Raw genomic sequence first — 18,409 nt, 5'->3', positions numbered from 1 at the left:
GTCTTTAGATGGGTAGAGAACAGCCTAAATCTGGTTATTGTTTAGCCAATCTATAAGAGCATAAACTTTCTTTAAATACTCAGGGAATGTTGCCAAATATGCATAAAGATGTTCTCTACGTATTTCTTTTCCTGAAGGATGACCTGCATCATTCCTTGTACTTCTAATAATAGAGAACAGCCCGATTAGGTAGTTGTCCAAATTCTCTTTTAACTCTTTAGGTAAAAGTGGTGATATCTTCGCATTTAGAAGATTCTGGAATTCGTCATGCTTTCTCTTGATGGCGAGAGTATCTGTCTTTTTCGCAAAGTTGGCTTGCTGTGTAGGATTTGATATAGCTACTTTATAGGCTTCTATTAAAAGTAGAATTGCCTTCTCAGATGCACATCCTAATGTAATTACAGAAGATAGGTGACAGTGGATTCTAAAAGCCTTTAAACTTTCTTCTAAATAAGAAATTATTACATCATCAATATTGGGAATTGCTCGAACTTCATTTAGATAGCCATCAGGATCGTAAGGCTGAGGTGATTGAGTTGTGAGAACAGTTTTGCCATACTCTGAAACATGATACCAAGGTAAACCTGGATTTAATGCATCTCCCAAGCCTGGTCTAACTAACCCCTCCATTATCAAATCCCAAATAATGTCTTCTATCCAAGTTTTATATTTTTCCGGGAGTTTGTATGTTGGATTTAAAAAGTTTGCTTCAGCAGGATTCTTTACAATACCTTTCTGAACTGCCAAGTTCGCAACATTAGAATATAGACTTGTTATTTGACCCGAAATCGAAGATTTTAATACCTCAATCACTAAAGCTCGTGTCTGCTCATACGATGTATCTAGTTTTATGGTTAGATCATTTGAGAACATAGAGCCTCCGCATGACTCTTATTGAAAACCGTGATGTTTGTCTAACTATTGATTAGACAGAAAGTTTCCATTCAAAGGAAACATATCGTGTTTAGGCTGAATGTCAAGTTTCCGCCTCAAAAAACCTATAAGGAGGGGAATACAAAAAAATTCCGCCTAATCAGCAAAACTTGCTAGATTGAAACTCATAGATATTATAGTTGATGGATAAAACACCATTAATTTGAAGCTATGCAGGCTGAACCTCCTCCTAAAAAACTGCAACGTTAAATTCAGCGTGTTTAGAACAGAAAGTATCGCTGGGCCATCGGTAAAACAGTCGCAGGTTCACAGGTGAGCAGTTCCCCATCCGCCCGGACTTCATAGGTTTCCGGATCAACTTCCATCACTGGGGTTGCGGTATTGAGTTTCAGGTCTAACTTACTTAAATTCCGGGTTTGGGAGACAGCCACCACATTTTTCTGCAACCCTAACTGTTCCTTAATCCCATTATTCAACCCCGCCTGGGACACAAAGGTTAAGGCAGTGGCATTTCTGGCTCCGGCAAAGCTGCCAAACATTGGGCGCATATGAACAGGTTGCGGGGTGGGAATACTGGCATTGGCATCTCCCATTTGGGCATAGGCAATCAGGCCGCCTTTAATGACCAGCTCTGGTTTCACGCCAAAAAACGCCGGCCGCCAGAGACATAAATCAGCGAGTTTACCCACTTCCACCGAACCGACATAATTAGCAATCCCGTGGGTAATGGCAGGATTAATCGTGTATTTGGCCACATAGCGTTTGGCTCGGAAATTATCAGCCCGTTCCGAATCTTCGCTTAATGGCCCCCGTTGAACTTTCATTTTGTGGGCGGTTTGCCAAGTACGAATAATCACTTCCCCTACCCGACCCATGGCCTGGGAATCAGAGGAAATCATGCTAAAAGCCCCTAAGTCGTGCAAAATATCCTCGGCGGCAATAGTTTCCCGGCGAATCCGGGACTCGGCAAAGGCGACATCTTCAGGAATGCTCTCATCCAAGTGATGACAAACCATCAACATATCCAGGTGTTCATCCAAAGTATTCAGGGTATAGGGCCGGGTGGGATTGGTGGAAGACGGTAAAACATTCATCTCACCGCAAATTTTGATAATGTCCGGGGCATGACCACCCCCTGCGCCTTCGGTGTGATAGGTGTGGATCACCCGATTTTTAAACGCCGCAATTGTATCTTCGACAAATCCGGCTTCGTTGAGGGTATCGGTGTGGATCGCCACTTGCACATCCATCTCATCAGCCACACTCAAACAGGTATCAATGGTGGCAGGTGTGGTTCCCCAATCTTCATGGAGTTTTAACCCACAGGCCCCGGCCTGGATTTGCTCCCGTAAGGCTTCTGGTTTGGCACTGTTTCCCTTGCCTAAAAAGCCCAAATTCATCGGAAAGGCATCGGCGGCCTGGAGCATTCGGTAAATATTCCAGGGGCCTGGGGTGCAGGTGGTGGCATTAGTTCCGGTGGCTGGCCCCGTTCCGCCGCCAATCATCGTGGTGACTCCAGAGGCAATGGCGACTTCGATCTGTTGCGGGCAAATAAAGTGAATGTGGCTGTCAATTCCCCCGGCAGTCAGAATCATCCCTTCCCCAGCAATGGCTTCTGTCCCAGGCCCAATGATGATCGTGACATTATCTTGAATGTTGGGGTTTCCGGCTTTTCCGATAGCAGCAATTTTCCCATCTTTAATCCCAATATCCGCTTTAACAATTCCCCACCAATCGAGAATTAAGGCGTTAGTAATCACCGCATCCATGGCCCCATTGGCATTTGTAATTGGGGACTGCCCCATGCCATCCCGAATGACTTTCCCGCCGCCAAATTTGACTTCTTCGCCGTAGGTTGTGAAATCCTGTTCGACTTCGATAATCAGTTCCGTATCCGCCAATCGCACCCGATCTCCGACAGTGGGGCCATAGGTTTCAGCATAGGCCTGGCGGGACATGGGATAGCTCATAACAAGAATCCAGAGACGATAATTTTTGACAAGTTAAATTGAACTCTACCAAATTTGCGGTTGACCAGGCCCCGTTAACTAAAAAAGTCCTCACCCTAACGCATTCCCATCAATTAGAAGATTTTTGGACAAGCTCTAAGGCCAGGCCATAGACATATCGCCGCGACAGATGCATTTCTAGGGCAAGTTCCCGGCTGGCCTGGGATGGAGAAAGCCCTTGTTGCAGCCGTTGTTGGAGGGCCGTTTTAATATCTTCTGGTGAGTAGTGTTCTGTTTGCGGGGATGAGCCAGCCAGAATAATCGTCAGTTCCCCTTTGGGCGGATGGGTTTGAAAATGTCTGATTGCATCTCCCAAGGTTCCCCGCCAAAATTCTTCGTAGAGTTTCGTTAGTTCCCTCGCAATCACAATCTGCCGCGTTGGGCCAAGATGGGGGATCAATGCAGTTAAGGTTTCTCTGAGTCGGTGGGGGGATTCATAAAAAATAATCGTGCGGGGTTCTCTGGCCCAGGCCTGGAGGATTTCATGTCTCACTTTTGGCTTGGTGGGTAAAAATCCTTCAAAAATAAACCGATTGGAGGGTAATCCTGAAGCAACGAGGGCCGTGAGGGCCGCATTGGGGCCGGGGAGGGGAATAATCGGAATTTGGGCATCAATACAAGCCACGACCAACTCATAACCCGGATCTGAAATGCCCGGCATTCCTGCATCACTCACTAGTGCAATGGATTGTCCAGCCTGCAAGAGTTCAATTAGCTCTGGAATCCGCTGTTGGGTATTGTGCTGGTGAAAACTAATTTGCCGAGTTGAAATTTGGCAGTGCTGCAACAGGCGGCCGGTGTGACGGGTATCTTCAGCGGCAATTAAATCTACGGTTTGGAGAATACCGAGGGCGCGAGTGGTAATGTCTGCCAAGTTGCCAATGGGGGTTGGAACTAGATACAAATATCCGGGAATTGCTTGACTGGAATTACCCATATCTAAATCTAAGGACAATGGAGCGTTCCCAAGGGAGTTTCGCGGGACGCGCCGGTAACACTGGGTAAATTCCCCGGTAAATTTTGGCCCTTCCAATAGGCTAAAACCGCAAAGGCAATCGCCTCTTTACTTTCTACGGGAACTCCAAGCTCAGTCGTTGTCAACACCGGAATCGGCTGTAACCAGGCCCCGAGTCGAGATCGTAAATAACTATTCAATGCTCCTCCCCCACACAGAAAAACCTGATCCGGCATTTGGGGTAGAAAACTTTGATAACTATGGGCAATGGTGGCGGCGGTGAACTCAGTCAGGGTAGCTATCGTATCGGCTGGGGTTAAATGGGCCGCATCCTTGAGACAGTCCTGAAAATAAGCAAGTCCAAATAATTCCCGGCCTGTAGATTTGGGTGGGGGGGCCTGAAAGTAGGGGTGTTTTAACCAGGCCTGGATCAGGTTTAAATCCGGCGTTCCAGTGGCAGCCCAGGCCCCGTTGTGATCATAGGTTTGTTGTCCCTGGGAAAAATAATGAACCGCTAAATCTATGAGAACATTCCCTGGCCCCGTATCCCAGCCAAACACTCCGGTTCCAAATCCATCTGTATCTCCTTGGGCGGGTAGATAGGTGACATTGCCAATTCCGCCAATATTTTGGACGCAACGAGTTTTTTCAGGATGCCCCAGTAAACATAGATCAATCCGCGGGACTAAGGGCGCACCTTGACCCCCCAAGGCAATATCAGCAGCCCGAAAATTTGTGACGGTCGGAATTTGGGTTAACTGGGCGATAACTTCCCCGCGGCCGAGTTGAACGGAATAACCGAGTTGGAAATCAGGGTTTGGGCCGGGAGGGCGATGGAAAACGGTTTGTCCGTGGGAACTAATCAGGTCAATTGGCTGTTGATCCCCAAGTTGGCTTTGAATCTGGCGGGCGGCCTGGGCAAAAGCTTGGGCAATTTGATCATCTAAGCTAGCTAGATCAGCAATACTCAGAGCGTCCCCGGCACAAACGCCTAAGATTTTCTCCCGTAACGACTCAGAATACCCATAGGTGGCACTGGCCTGGACTTTGATTGTCAGGTCTTGAGCAGCCCCATGGAGATCAACCACCACCGCATCAATTCCATCTACAGAGGTTCCACTCATTAAGCCGATCACCCGCATGGAGTCACCTTTAATGCCTTGCTTGCTTGATCACCGCGATTTGCGCCCATAATCTGCCGGAATTTCACCCCAGTTTACTGTATCCCACTTCAGGATTGGGTTTGGATAGGTGTGATAATGCAGCCAGGCCAAGGCCTCATCAATCCGCGTAAAAATTTCCTGATTTCCAGGCCGGCGGGCTAATTTGGTTTGGACGCGCTTTTTTTTAACCCAACTCATTCCCGTGGCCGAGTCAGAATAAATTGGGATTGTTAACCCCTGGGCCTGGAGATATTGCAATCCATCCACAATCGCTAAAAATTCCCCGATATTATTAGTCCCATAGGCTAAGGGGCCGACCGCAAATAAGACTTCTTTGGTTCCAGTATGGACACCCCGATATTCCACATCTCCGGGATTCCCCAAACAAGAAGCATCTACAGATAGGCTATCGAGGATATAAAGAACGTTACGGGTGGGTTGATCAGGGGGAGTTTGACCCGGCCTGGGCAATGGTGTCACCTGGGATGCAAATAAAAATAACTCTGTTTGCGAGGTGGCTTGGCTCATGGTGAGGGCAACTTCAGCTTGATCCCGAGTCGGAAAAGATTTGTAGCGGGCCCCTTGATACCCTTTAACTTGGGCTTCACAATCAGGCCAGGTAAAAAATAATCCAGTTTGACGACCCGCAAAAACCGCGTAGAATTTCTTAGACTTTGGCACAAGCGATTCACCTAATCATCGGTAGTAACGGTTATCCCCAGAGATTGCTCTAATTCCCAGACTAAGCTGGATTATGCTCAAAATAGAGTCGCGACAACAAATTAGTCTTATGGCTCAACTGCTCACGATTCATTGGCATCTGTGGCGGGTACGATGGCCTTGAACTTGTCACTCAAAAGGAAACATGAATGTTAGCCAAGCGAATTTTGCCCTGTTTAGATGTCAAAAACGGACGGGTTGTCAAAGGGGTGAATTTTGTGGAATTACGAGATGCCGGAGATCCAGTTGAACTGGCCCAGGCCTATAACGATGCGGGTGCAGATGAATTGGTCTTCTTAGATATCACCGCCACCCATGAGGAACGGAATATTTTGATTGATGTGGTCTATCGCACTGCCGATCAAGTCTTTATTCCCTTAACAGTGGGCGGGGGCATTGATTCATTGACTACCATTAAGGACTTATTACGGGCCGGGGCCGATAAGGTGAGTCTCAATTCTGCGGCCGTCCGTAACCCCAATCTCATTAACCAGGCCAGTGAACGCTTTGGTCAGCAGTGTATTGTGATTGCCATTGATGCCCGGCGGCGAGAGAGTTCTGAACATCCGGGGTGGGATGTCTATGTCCGGGGCGGTCGCGAAAATACTGGCTTGGATGCGCTGGCCTGGGCTAAAGAAGTTGAGAGTCGCGGGGCCGGAGAACTTTTGCTGACCAGTATGGATGCGGATGGAACCCAGGCCGGGTATGACCTTAACCTGACCCAAACCATTGCCAACCAAGTCACCATTCCTGTCATCGCCTCAGGGGGAGCCGGCACCTGTGAGCATATTCGGGCAGCCCTCACCACTGGCAAAGCAGAAGCCGCTCTTTTGGCCTCATTACTCCATTATGGGCAGCTAACGATTGCCGAAATAAAAAAACATCTTCAGGCCCATGCTGTCCCCGTGCGGGCTTAAAATACCTGTGCTGTCTTCTTGCCCCTACGGATAAAATTAGCCAGAATTCCCAGGAAACTCCTATAATTCAGGCAGCATTTTCGGCCCCACCACATAATTCTTCGGGAGTATGGTTCTAAACCTAGGTCAGTCATGATCATCTCAATAACATTCAGAAATTTTATCTACAAGGACTCTCTGTTGTGAAAGCATCCCCGGCCTGGTTAACGATTCTGAAAAGCGCTCCCGATTACGGTTTTCCCATTGCCCAAGATACTCTCACCATTGGCCGTACCCCCGAAAATACGATTGTCCTTGCCGACCGCTCTGTATCTCGCCAACACGCCCGAATTGTCTGCTCAAACGAAGGCTTTAGTATTACTGACCTTGGGAGTACCAGCGGCACGCGGATCAATTATCGGCCCTTATCTCCTCACACCAGCGAGTCCCTGAATGATGGAGACTTAATTCAAATTGGCGATTCGGTGCTGCGGTTTTCCTTAGAACGGCCTGAGCAAAGCCAACCGCGGGCTAGTCGAGTGCCATCAATTTTAGTCAGAACCGAGGCCTGGGCGCAGGAATTTATTTTAGAAATGTCTATGGTTTTGCTAGGTTCCCATAGTTCAGTGGATATTTTGGTGGATACGATTGGGATTGCCCCAGTCCATATCCGGCTTCAAGAACAGGGTGAGTACTGTTTCATTACCTACTTAGGAGACGCTCCCCAGGGACTGATGTCAGGAGGACAACCCGTGACAGAGTGGCAATTGCGTAAGGGGGAAACTCTCAATCTTGGCCCAGCTGCTACCCTCACCTACGAAGGCTTAAAACTTCCAGAACAAATTAAACGCGAACGAATTTGGCTAGATCGGCTCGCTGCAACTCAGATGGCCTTGGCTGGGGAGCAGAATATTCCAGTAGCAACAGAAGTTGGACTACCCGAAGAGGTAGATCTGACAACGCCCATGAAAACAGTCGCCTTATCCAGATTAAACACCTTGAGTATTGGCCGCGATACTAGCAATGATCTTGTCATTGAGCATCCCAGTGTCTCTCGGTTCCACGCCAAGATTGACCGTCAACAGGGGAGTTTAGTCCTCACAGATTTAGAGTCCTGTAACGGAACATTTGTTAACGGCAAAGCGATTACTGAAGTAACGAGTTTACGGGTCGGTGATGTTATCCGGATCGGTAGTGATCGGCTAATTCTCAACATTGATGAGACCTTAACCCAGTATGTAGAAGCCGGACATTTGCGTTTGGATGTGGTGGGCTTAAGCAAGGTCATTGGGGATGGCAAGCGGATTTTAAATGACATTCCCTTGTCAATTCTACCGCGAGAGTTTGTTGCCATTCTTGGCCCTAGTGGTAGTGGTAAGTCAACTCTCCTGGATGCCCTGAATGGTTTGCGCCCAGCCACCAATGGCTCTGTGATGATTAATGGGACTGATTTATATCAGAACTATGATGCTTACAAAACGCAACTTGGCTACGTGCCGCAGAAAAACATTATCCATGAAGAATTAACCCTCTTCCAGGCCCTTGACTATGCAGCCCAACTCCGCATGCCTCCCGATACAACGTCCACTGAACGGAACAAGCGGATTCAGGTAGTTTTAGGAGAGTTAGGGTTATCCCATCGGGCCGATGTCCCCATTCGGCAACTCAGTGGCGGTCAACAACGGCGGGCCTGTATGGGGGCTGAATTACTGACCCAACCGAGTTTATTTTTCCTGGATGAAGTGACATCGGGATTGGATCCAGGCACGGAAGCAGACATGATGCAATTGCTCCGGCAACTGGCTGATCAAGGACGAATCATTTTAATTATTTCCCATGCCACCCAAAATATCCGCGAATGTGACCTCGTGATTTATATGGCGGCCGGGGGCTATCTGGCCTATTTTGGCCCACCGGAGCGAATGTTGCCCTATTTTCGGGAAACCTTTCGGGATCGCTTACAAGGAGTCCCACTCCGAGATTTTGCCGATCTCTATCGCGCCTTAGATAGAGAGAAAAATCCTAACGCGCCCACCGCGACGGAATTGGCCAATCGTTATCAGCAATCCTCTCTCTGTCAAACCTTTATTGTCAATCGCCAAACCTTTCTGAGCCAAATTCCCAAAACTAATACCAAAACAACGATCCGTAGCCCGAAGAAAAAGCAGCGGCGAGTATCCCCCTGGCAACAATTTTTAGTTCTGAGCCAGCGAAATTTGACGATTCTCCGCCAAGATCGAACCCATCTCCTGCTGACCCTCTTGATTGCCCCAGTCCTGGCCCTGTTGGATTTTATTACCTGGGGACGAGATATCTTCGACTCAGCCCAAGGAAGTGCTGATGAAGCCTTAACGATGCTCTTTGCCACCGCCTTAGTTGCGGTCATGATTGGTTCCATGACGACGATGCGGGACTTGGTGCGAGAGATTGAAATTTACCGCCGGGAGCGAATGACGGGCCTCCAAATGCTCCCCTATATCTTCTCTAAAGTGGCTGTGGCCCTGATTTTAGCAATTTACCAGGCCGCGACCTATCTTTTGGTCACTAAGCTTGCAGTTAATATACCGGGGGGATGGGATATTACCTTCCAGATCTATATCACCATCGTCTTGGCCATCTTTGGCGGGATGATCATGGGGCTACTGGTTTCGGCGGTGGCTCCGAATCAAAACATTGTGCCGCTGATTTTATTATTTTTCCTAGTTCCACAAATTATCTTTAGCGGCGGCATCCAACCCCTATCTTCCTTGGGGCCAGTTGGGCAAGTTTTGAATCGAGTCACTGTCTTGAAATGGCCCTATGAAACCTTAGTCAGTCTCAGTGGCCTGGGGCGGGACGTGGCTAAGGATGCCTGCTGGCAGAAAACCAGTGAGGAGCGAGAAAACTTAACCGAGACCCAAGAAAAGGACTGTGCTTGCTTTGGGGAAAGTATTTTTCAACAGTGTAATTTTCCGGGCATCCAAAAGCAATACAACAGTGCTGTGGATCAAGCTGAGCCGCCTAAACCAGAAGATCCTGGCGACCCACCCAGTAATCCAACGGAATTAAAAGCCTATAGCGATGATCTCAAAACCTATCAGGATCAGATGGACACCTGGCAGGACAATTACACAACTTGGCAAAAGCAACGCAGCAAAGCTATTAATGGTGCCGAGGAATTAATCAATCAGATCAATAAAAAACAGGGGCATATGTTTGCCGTGGATGTGGTGCGCCATTGGCTTTATCAAGGATTTGTGATTGTTGGGATGTTAATTCTGATCCCGATCCTCCAACGCCGCCGGGATTTTAGTTAGGGTCGGCCGAGGTTGAAAACTAGACAAAAACTAAAGGTGTATCTTGGAGCGGGGCAAAGGCGATGGGGTCAAACCGATATAAACTGGCTGGCCGACCCGCAGCCCGAATGACTTTTTCTCCAGTATCTTGAAGAATTCCGAGTTTAAGTAAACGACTGCGAAAGTTAGAATAGTCAGCAAAGTTTTCCCCCAGTACAGTGCTGTAGAACTGATAGACCTCATTCAGGGTAAATTTTGCGGGGAGCACATCAAAGGCAACCGGGCTATACTCCAGCTTATTTTTCAGGCGACGATGCCCATAGGCGAGAATATCCGCATGATCAAAGGCCAAGGGAGGGACTTCATGGACTGGAAACCAGGCCCCACCCGCTTCTGCTGAAACCATTAAGGCGGCTGCCCCATAGGGAATCAAGGCAAAGTAACTGACAGAAAGATAGCGAATTCCAGCGCGAACGCTCTCTGAGGTTTTGGCTGAGTTGATCAGTCCACCCTCGGCCTGGGATCGGGCAAAAGGCTGGCGTTTCCCCAGGCCATCAAAGGTATAAAGCTGCTCCAAATAAAGAGTTCTTAAGGCAAGCTTCTCCGCCAAGACCCGATAGGCCGCCGCTTCCAGACCCTCCCCTGCCCGGACCAAGGTTCCCGGTAAACCATACCACCCTTGATAAGGAGCTTGCTGCCGTTGACTGAGGAGAACTAAGAGCCGATTCTTCTGACTATCCACCGCAAAAACCACATTATCGACCCCAACTGTAAATTCAGCTTTGTCACTCGTGGGGAAATGGGTTGCTGGAGGTTGAGTCCTGGGCGCGTTGGCTGGGGCTGTCAGGGAAGCTTGATAGAGGCCATACTGAGACACATATTGGGCAATCACCGGTAAGAGATTCTCCGGTTGGGCCGCTTGGCGGGAGGCCGTTGAGGAAATGTCGGGCCCCGTAAAAGCTCCGAGTTGAAACCGACCCCCGCGAGCGGTGAGGGAGTTGATCAAACTTGGGTTAATCGGCGCACCTGGGCGGGCTAGGACTAGAAAATCAACCAACTGAAATAGTAGTTCCACCTGATGCCACTGGCCTAACTTTGTGAGAATGTCGCTACCCACAACCAAGGTGAACTGACTTTTGGGCCAGTAGCGATGGGCCGCTTGGACAGAGTGGAGTGTGTAGGGATAGCTGAGAGCAGGTTGGTGTTGAATGTGTGGATAGGTGCTTTGCAGGTCGCCCACCAGGAGCCCTAACATGGCCTGGCGATGATGGAGAGATGTTTGTTCAGTCTTAAAGGGATTATCAGCCGCCCAGACAATGACTCTTTGAAATTGAGGTGCTAACCACTGAATAATCTCTTGATGGGCGATGGTGGGTGGATCAGCACTCATGCCAAACAGGGCTAGGCCAGTTGGGGCAATATTCTGTTCTAAAGCTTGTGGCTCAAGGGCGTGCATGAATGCTTGGGGATGGTGAGGAGGGGGGAGCTAGTTTAAGAATAAAAACCGGAGGAATCACCGAGATTTTACCAGGCCTCGCTCCAGAAGACCGACTGACCCGATAGACTGACTACTGTGCCCTATGTTTAGTATTGATTGATCCCCAAAAGGTAAGCCACCCATGACCCTCTGGCAACAGATTACCCTCGGTACCATTCCCTGGTCACAGTGGCGACAAAAAAGTCTGTTGGGGCAGTGGATGGGACTGATCCAGGCCTGGCAGCGGGGGAGTGTTTTATGGCCCTGGGTGCAGGGATTAGGGGGGGTACTGGCTGGCCTGATTTTAATTCTGGCCCCCTTTGTCCCCAGTGGGATGATCGGTGTTGTCCTCTTCGCCGGGGTGCTGTTTTGGGGCCTGTGGACAGTCAGCACTGCGCCGGAAAACCGCTTTACCCCGATTCATTCCTTGGTGGCTCTCTACTGGTCTATTGCTGTTGTTGCCACAGCATTTTCCCCCGTCAAGGCTGCCGCTTTTCAAGGACTGATCAAACTGAGTCTCTATATGGGCTTTTTTGCCTTAGCCGAACGGGTCATGCGCTCTCCCAAATGGCGGTCGGGGTTGATCACGATCTATCTCTTAACCGCGTTGGTTGTCAGCATTTATGGAGTTAGGCAATGGATCTTTGGGGCCGATGCCTTAGCCACTTGGACAGACCCCCAATCTGAATTGGCCAACACCACGCGGGTTTATAGCTACCTGGGCAATCCTAACCTCCTAGCTGGGTATTTATTACCCGCGATTCCCCTCAGTTTGGCCTCAATATTTGCTTGGCGGGGCTGGCTTCCAAAGCTCTTGGGGGGGGTGATGTTGGGGCTGAGTACCAGTAGTTTGATTTTTACCTTTAGTCGCGGTGGTTGGCTGGGCCTGGTGGTTAGTTTGGGCACGCTCTCTCTGTTGTTGCTCTACTGGTTGTTACCCCGCCTGCCTCGCTTTTGGCAATTTTGGGCCTTTCCGGCTTTGTTGGGGGGCCTGGCAGTGTTGGTTGTGGCCGCAATGATTCTCGTGCCAGCCATTCGGGGACGAGTCTTAAGTATTTTTGCCGAGCGCAATGACAGTAGTAACAATTTTCGGATCAATGTTTGGGCCGCTGTTCAGGACATGATCCGTGACCGCCCAATTTTGGGGATCGGCCCCGGAAATGAGGCATTTAACAAGGTTTATCCCCTCTATCAACGGCCGGGCTATACCGCCTTGAGTGCTTATTCGATTTTTTTAGAACTCCTCGTGGAGGCTGGGACGATTGGGTTTGCGGCTTTTGTCTGGTTTTTACTCACAACCTTGACCCAGGCCTGGCAGACCCTCAATCATCTGCGGAAGATGCGTCATCCCGATGGCTTTTGGCTGATGGCGGCCTTGGCAACCATGTTGGGGATGTTGACCCATGGCCTGGTGGATACAATTTGGTATCGCCCGGAAGTCGCGACCCTCTGGTGGTTGATGATTGCCGTGGTGGCCAGTTATCCAGCCTTTTCCCAGCCCCAGCCCCTGACGAATCCTGATTCAGAAGTTTGACCCAGTCCAGCAATCTGTTATGATTAATATCCGTCTATAGAACTTGGGATAAAAGAGTCTTACCGTGGCTAATATCAAATCTGCCATCAAGCGTGTCGAAATTGCCGAGCGCAACCGTCTGGAAAATAAAGCCTACAAATCGGTTGTGAAAACCATGACCAAGCATTACCTCCAGGCCGTGCAAACCTACACGAGCGAACCGACCCCAGAGGCCCTAGCGACCGCTCAAGCTAAAATGTCTGTGACCTTCAGCAAAATTGATAAGGCGGTCAAGCGAGGCGTTATCCATCGTAATACTGGGGCCCGGAAAAAAGCCCGTTTGGCCCGTGTACTCAATAAAGTAACGGCACCGGCTTAGAAAGATTTCATTGCCAACGTCTTTGGGGAGGGCTGGGGATGTTACCGCCATTGGTTGATACCCATGTTCACCTCAATTTTGACGTATTTACTCCCGATTTAGCGGAAATTGCCCAGCACTGGCGCGATGCCGGAGTCGTTGCCCTCGTTCATTCCTGTGTTGAACCCAGTGAATTTACTGCAATCCAGGCCATTGCCCAGCAGTTTCCCGAAGTTTATTTTGCGGTCGGCTTACATCCCCTTGATGCAGCTCAGTGGCAACCCGATTATCAAAGCCATATTCACGAGCTAGCCCGTTCCGATTCGAAAGTGGTGGCCATTGGTGAGATGGGCCTGGATTTTTTCAAAGCCGATAATATCGAGACGCAAACCAGGGTCTTTTGGAGTCAACTGGAAATTGCCCAAGCCCTGGATTTACCGGTGATTATTCACTGTCGGGACGCGGCGGCAACAATGCGTGACCTCCTGGAAAAATTCTGGCAAACCCAAGGGGCCGTTAGGGGTGTGATGCATTGTTGGGGTGGGACTCCTGAAGAAACTCAGTGGTTCTTAGACTTAGGCTTTTACATCAGTTTTAGTGGGACTGTCACCTTCAAAAATGCCCACGGAATTAAAGCCGCCGCCCAAATAGTTCCTGTGGATCGTTTGCTGATTGAAACCGATTGCCCCTTCTTAGCCCCTGTCCCCAAACGAGGGGAAAAACGCAACGAACCCAGTTATGTCCAATATGTCGCCCAACACGTTTCGGAGTTACGGAATATCTCGGTGATGGATTTGGGGCAACAAACAACTCAGAATGCGGCAAAACTCTTTGGCCTGGCCATTAGAGAGCAAATTTACGTTTAGCCGCAATGGGCATTCGCCAACCCGTTCCAAAGGCGCGACTGGTAATTTTCAGGCCTGGGGCGGCTTGATGGCGCTTAAATTCGGCCCGAGTCACCATTTGCTGAACCTGGATCACAATGGCTGGGGCATGGCCCGCTGCAATAATTTCTGCCGTAGATTGATGGTGATCGATGAACCGCTGGAGAATGTCATCCAAAATTTCATAGGCTGGCAGGGAATCTTGATCCAGTTGGCCAGGTTTAAGTTCGGCACTGGGAGGTTTGGCCAAGATATGGGTGGGGATCACTTCAGGTGTCATAAAGGGAAAGTTTGAGGCAGTATGTCCAGCCTGGGCTTGATGGTTTAACCAGTGGCAAAGATCATAGACCAGGGTTTTAGGCACATCGGCAATGGCTGCCAGGCCCCCACTCATATCGCCATAGAGAGTACAGTAGCCCACTGCTAGTTCAGATTTGTTGCCCGTAGAAATGACCAAATAGCCAAATTTGTTTGCCACGGCCATCAGTAAATTCCCACGAATCCGAGCTTGGATGTTTTCTTCCGCAATTCCGGGTTGAGTATTGGCAAATAACTCCCCCAAGGCCTGGTCATATCCTTGCATCAGATTGGCAATGGGAATGGTTTGCTGGGCAATTCCTAAATTGGCAACGAGTTGGTGAGCATCGGTGAGAGAATGATCAGAACTGTAGGGCGAGGGCATCAGAATACCAAGGACATTTTCAGACCCTAACGCCGCCGTTGCTAAAGCCGCCACCAAAGCGGAGTCAATCCCCCCACTCAGACCAATGACAGCCTGCCTAAAGCCACATTTTTCGGCATAGTCTTGAATCCCTAAAACGAGGGCGGCCCAAGTTTGCTGATGGTCATCCCCCAGGGAATTGGGTAAGATTTGACTGATTCCTGATAGCTTTCCCTGTGACCAAGTAACGTAATCCAAACTGGTCTGAAAGCCGGGAGCCTGGGCCACAAGCTGGGCCTGGTGATTCAGGGCAAAGCTATGGCCGTCAAAAATCAAATCATCATTGCCCCCCACTTGATTAACATAGATCACTGGGCAACCATAACGCTGAACGGTATGGGCTAAAAGGGCCTGGCGGAAACTGGGCTTAGAGAGGGTAAAGGGAGAGGCCGAAAGATTGATGATCAGTTGGGCTGCGGCACTGGCTAATTCTGCAATTGGGTTGGCGGGATACAGTCGTTTCCCTAAAAATTCCTCATCGTTCCAAATATCTTCGCAAATGGTCAGACCCAGGCGGATGATTTCATCTCCCTGTTGGAAGGTCAAGATGTTGATTTGGTTGCCACTGGCAAAGTAGCGATCTTCATCAAATACGTCGTAGGTGGGGAGCAGGCGTTTGGCAAATTGATAGATGATCTCACGGTTTTGAATGACTACGCCGACATTTAACAGCGGTTTTGCACCAATGTTGGCATCTGGATTGGGGGCGATAGTGCCGATGATTGCAGTGAGGGTTGGGGGAAGTTCTCGGCTAAGGGTATGGAGGGTTTTTTCGCAGGCCTGGCCGAAACTGCGGTCTAACAGCAAGTCTCGGGGTGGATATCCACAGAGGGCCAGTTCTGAGGTAATGAGAATATTGGCTCCCTGTTGCTGACTGGCCTGGGCGGCGGCTAGGATTTTTTGGGCATTCCCCTCCAAGTCCCCAATAATTGGGTTTAACTGTGCTAATGCCAAGGTAATAGACATGAAGATCCGGCCATTTAAGAAAGTACCAGGCCTGGAGCCAGGGTTGTCTTATTCTAAATCTCTTCTACAAGCGAGCAAAGCTACACAGGAGCCATGATGAGTGATGGGTACAAGCTGTTTTCAGCATCAGCAGAGTAGTTTTGGTCTTACCGATTCTCTAGCAGTAGGAGGTTTCTTCGGTATTTTGCTCAGGCGTTACCTTGTCCTGATTGTTATGTAGCCGATTGGTTGTACTATACCCACATGGAATCTCCTATCTCCTGTTAATCATTGGAGAACTTAATCTTAGGAACAATGTAAATTCTACAGCCCTAAATTGAGTGACGTTAATATTACCGCTTGCCAGAAATATTTGACAAGAATAGGAAAAACCTGATGATAAAGAATACTCAATGCGCTCAAGCTCATGAATCCCAAAATCCTTTTTTGGACTCAGTTATTCTGGCCTTACATTGGTGGTGTTGAAGTTCTCAGTTCACATTTTTTGAGAGCAATAAAGTGCTTAGGGTATGACATTATAGTTGTTACATCCCATGGAAGCCTAAGTTTACCCAATCAAGAGGACTGGGAAGGGATCACGATTCATAGATTCCCTTTTTTAAGGACTCTGGAAACCAGAGATATTGCTACTATCTTTGCGATCAAACAGCGGCTGATCGCATTAAAGCAGCAATTCCAGCCTGATCTAATCCATATTAACTTAAGTGACCCCAGTCTTTTCTTTCATTTATCCACTGCGCCGGCGATTCCCACGCTAATTTCAGCCAAAATTTCTTTTGGGCGCACACCCTTGGCATCTGATACGCTTCTCTATAAAGCCCTAAAATCTGCTCATTGGGTTACGGCTAATTCCCAGGCCATTTTGACGGAATTACACCAGCTATTTCCGCCTCTGGTCAAAAAAACTTCTCTTATTTACAATGGCTTGAAAATACCTCTACTCGCACCTACACCCCTGATTGCCACTCCCCCAAAACTCCTCTGCTTGGGCCGAGTAGTTCCAGAAAAGGGATTTGATTTAGCGATTCATGCGCTGAGAAAGGTAATTCAAGCCCATCCCGACACTCGTTTAATGATTGCTGGAGATGGCCCCCACCGCCCGGCCCTAGAACGTCAAGTTACTCTGCTTGGGCTAACAGATCGGGTCGAGTTTCTTGGTTGGATTAGGCCGGATGATGTGCCTGCTTTGATCAATTGCTCTACCTTAGTGCTGATGCCATCACGCTGGGAAGAGGCTTTTGGGTTAGTTGCGTTAGAAGCAGCCCTCCAGGCCAGGCCTGTGATTGCCAGTCGTGTAGGGGGATTACCTGAAGTTGTTATGGATGGTGAGGGAGGTATTGTTGTCGAAAAGAATAATCCCCAGGCTTTGGCTACAGCTATTTGTACTCTTCTTAGTAATTTGCCCCAGGCAAAAATGATGGGAGAGCGAGCCAGAACTAGGGCGGCAGAAATCTTTGGTTGGGAACGCTATGTCTCGGCCTATGATGCACTGTATCGTAAGCTTTGTTCATCTTAATCGAAGTCTAAGCTGTGAAAAAATTCAACGGTGCAATTGAGGCTACAGCACTTATTGAAGGGTTTAACCAGGCCTGGACAATTGCTGTAGCGGAGTATCATCAAACTACGATAGTTTTAGCTGGACGACCTGTACGCCTACGGGTAGTTGGGACTCTGTTGAACAAAAAATTGTTAACAGTCTGGCAACACCTGACTTTAGGAGCCGATACAAATCAAACTGCTGACTTAGAAATCCTGCTTTGGGATCATTCTCTAATGAGTAGAACTGAGGATGCCCATATTAATCTACCGGATAGCCTCGGAGCTAGCATCGAAATTTCCATTAACAACCGTTATGTCCTGTCTCGACAACAAGGGTTAACCACCCTTTTAGATCGGGAGAAATCGCGCTTAATTGGATATTTGTGTGCTAACAAAGCCCTATCATTTCGTGCTCAAGCCCGTCCTCTGGAACAATTGTTAAGACTTTGGCATCGAGATTTGGGGATTAATGTGATTCACGCCGCAATGGTAGCAAAAAATAATCAGGGAGTCCTACTTGCCGGTCCCAGTGGTGCAGGAAAATCAACCTCCGCCTTGGCCTGTCTAAGGGCTGGATTTACCTACTTAGGAGATGATCAAGTTGGCCTGGAAGCCGCTAATAGTCAGACTTATCTTGGTCATAGCCTCTATAACTCAATTCTGCTAAATCAAGATAGTTTAGATAAATTTCCAGATCTGATTGATTATGCCATGATCGATCGAGATCAAGAAGAATCGAAAAACTTAATCATTCTATCTCAAATCCATCAATCTCTTATTGTGAAATTCGCACTGATTAAAGTTATTATTTTGCCTCGGGTGAGTCAAGAATCAGTCACTTACCTCAGTCCGGCCAAGCAGTCTCAAGCTCTGATGCAAATGTTGCCTAACTGCCTAACCTTATATCCAAGTTGGCATCGCGAGGACTTTAATACATTGGCAACACTCATTAAAGATATACCTGCTTATTGGTTAAATTTAGGCGGAAATCCAGTGGATATTGCTAAGTGTATTCATGAAGCAATACTCAAAAATTAAG

The 18,409-nt window shown here is 48.5% G+C and carries 14 protein-coding genes and 1 pseudogene; 7 read left to right on the top strand and 8 right to left on the bottom strand.

Annotation, left to right across the window (positions count from 1 at the left end; all coding sequences use genetic code 11):
- Positions 1-24 precede the first annotated feature (24 nt).
- The 5 genes from SYN6312_RS11190 to SYN6312_RS11170 form a co-directional block, all read right to left on the bottom strand.
- On the bottom strand, positions 25-873 hold the full coding sequence (locus tag SYN6312_RS11190; protein ID WP_015124993.1) for a hypothetical protein: 849 nt from the start codon (positions 871-873) through the stop codon (positions 25-27).
- A 281-nt stretch (positions 874-1,154) separates the two neighbouring features.
- On the bottom strand, positions 1,155-2,864 hold the full coding sequence (gene ureC, locus SYN6312_RS11185; RefSeq protein WP_015124992.1) for an urease subunit alpha: 1,710 nt from the start codon (positions 2,862-2,864) through the stop codon (positions 1,155-1,157).
- Between the two features lie 109 nt (positions 2,865-2,973).
- Positions 2,974-3,840, bottom strand: coding sequence for a 16S rRNA (cytidine(1402)-2'-O)-methyltransferase (gene rsmI / locus SYN6312_RS11180; protein WP_015124991.1), 867 nt, complete (start codon positions 3,838-3,840; stop codon positions 2,974-2,976).
- Positions 3,841-3,848: 8 nt separating this feature from the next.
- Positions 3,849-5,000: an anhydro-N-acetylmuramic acid kinase gene (locus tag SYN6312_RS11175; RefSeq protein WP_015124990.1), complete on the bottom strand. Its 1,152-nt coding sequence runs from the start codon at positions 4,998-5,000 to the stop codon at positions 3,849-3,851.
- Between the two features lie 30 nt (positions 5,001-5,030).
- The gene (locus tag SYN6312_RS11170) at positions 5,031-5,702 is read right to left on the bottom strand and encodes a viroplasmin family protein (protein WP_015124989.1); all 672 of its coding nucleotides are present in this window, start codon (positions 5,700-5,702) and stop codon (positions 5,031-5,033) included.
- Positions 5,703-5,890: 188 nt separating this feature from the next.
- On the opposite strand from SYN6312_RS11170, the gene hisF reads away from it, so the two are divergent.
- Together hisF and SYN6312_RS11160 are read left to right on the top strand one after the other, a co-directional pair.
- Complete coding sequence (gene hisF, locus SYN6312_RS11165; protein WP_015124988.1) at positions 5,891-6,658, top strand: imidazole glycerol phosphate synthase subunit HisF; 768 nt, start codon at positions 5,891-5,893, stop codon at positions 6,656-6,658.
- A 182-nt stretch (positions 6,659-6,840) separates the two neighbouring features.
- Entirely contained in the window at positions 6,841-9,933 is a 3,093-nt protein-coding gene (locus SYN6312_RS11160) for an FHA domain-containing protein (protein WP_015124987.1), read from the top strand.
- 19 nt (positions 9,934-9,952) lie between these two features.
- Here SYN6312_RS11160 and SYN6312_RS20110 read toward each other — a convergent pair whose 3' ends face one another.
- On the bottom strand, positions 9,953-10,759 hold the full coding sequence (locus tag SYN6312_RS20110) for an NUDIX domain-containing protein (RefSeq protein ID WP_051021118.1): 807 nt from the start codon (positions 10,757-10,759) through the stop codon (positions 9,953-9,955).
- Positions 10,760-10,774: 15 nt separating this feature from the next.
- Positions 10,775-11,368 (bottom strand): annotated as a pseudogene (locus SYN6312_RS20105) (nicotinate-nucleotide adenylyltransferase); the annotation flags it as partial.
- 163 nt (positions 11,369-11,531) lie between these two features.
- Here SYN6312_RS20105 and SYN6312_RS11150 point away from each other — a divergent pair.
- The 3 genes from SYN6312_RS11150 (at position 11,532) to SYN6312_RS11140 (ending at position 14,126) form a co-directional block, all read left to right on the top strand.
- Complete coding sequence (locus tag SYN6312_RS11150) at positions 11,532-12,923, top strand: IctB family putative bicarbonate transporter (RefSeq protein ID WP_015124985.1); 1,392 nt, start codon at positions 11,532-11,534, stop codon at positions 12,921-12,923.
- Between the two features lie 64 nt (positions 12,924-12,987).
- A complete protein-coding gene (gene rpsT, locus SYN6312_RS11145; protein ID WP_015124984.1) occupies positions 12,988-13,281 on the top strand; it encodes a 30S ribosomal protein S20 in 294 nt (97 codons plus the stop codon).
- A gap of 38 nt (positions 13,282-13,319) precedes the next feature.
- Positions 13,320-14,126, top strand: coding sequence for a TatD family hydrolase (locus SYN6312_RS11140; protein WP_015124983.1), 807 nt, complete (start codon positions 13,320-13,322; stop codon positions 14,124-14,126).
- On the opposite strand, the gene SYN6312_RS11135 is transcribed toward SYN6312_RS11140, so the two are convergent.
- Entirely contained in the window at positions 14,104-15,831 is a 1,728-nt protein-coding gene (locus SYN6312_RS11135) for an NAD+ synthase (protein ID WP_015124982.1), read from the bottom strand. The two genes, SYN6312_RS11140 and SYN6312_RS11135, sit on opposite strands and share 23 nt — an antisense overlap.
- Positions 15,832-16,237: 406 nt before the next feature.
- Here SYN6312_RS11135 and SYN6312_RS11130 point away from each other — a divergent pair, with 406 nt between their 5' ends.
- Both SYN6312_RS11130 and SYN6312_RS11125 read left to right on the top strand, forming a co-directional pair.
- The gene (locus SYN6312_RS11130) at positions 16,238-17,347 is read left to right on the top strand and encodes a glycosyltransferase family 4 protein (protein WP_015124981.1); all 1,110 of its coding nucleotides are present in this window, start codon (positions 16,238-16,240) and stop codon (positions 17,345-17,347) included.
- 14 nt (positions 17,348-17,361) lie between these two features.
- The gene (locus SYN6312_RS11125; RefSeq protein ID WP_015124980.1) at positions 17,362-18,408 is read left to right on the top strand and encodes a serine kinase of the HPr protein, regulates carbohydrate metabolism; all 1,047 of its coding nucleotides are present in this window, start codon (positions 17,362-17,364) and stop codon (positions 18,406-18,408) included.
- The last annotated feature ends 1 nt before the right edge of the window (position 18,409 follow it).

Source organism: Synechococcus sp. PCC 6312 (assembly GCF_000316685.1).
GTDB lineage: Bacteria > Cyanobacteriota > Cyanobacteriia > Thermosynechococcales > Thermosynechococcaceae > Pseudocalidococcus.
The sequence above is the reverse complement of the archived record's forward strand: the minus strand, read 5'-3'. Positions and strand labels throughout refer to the sequence as shown.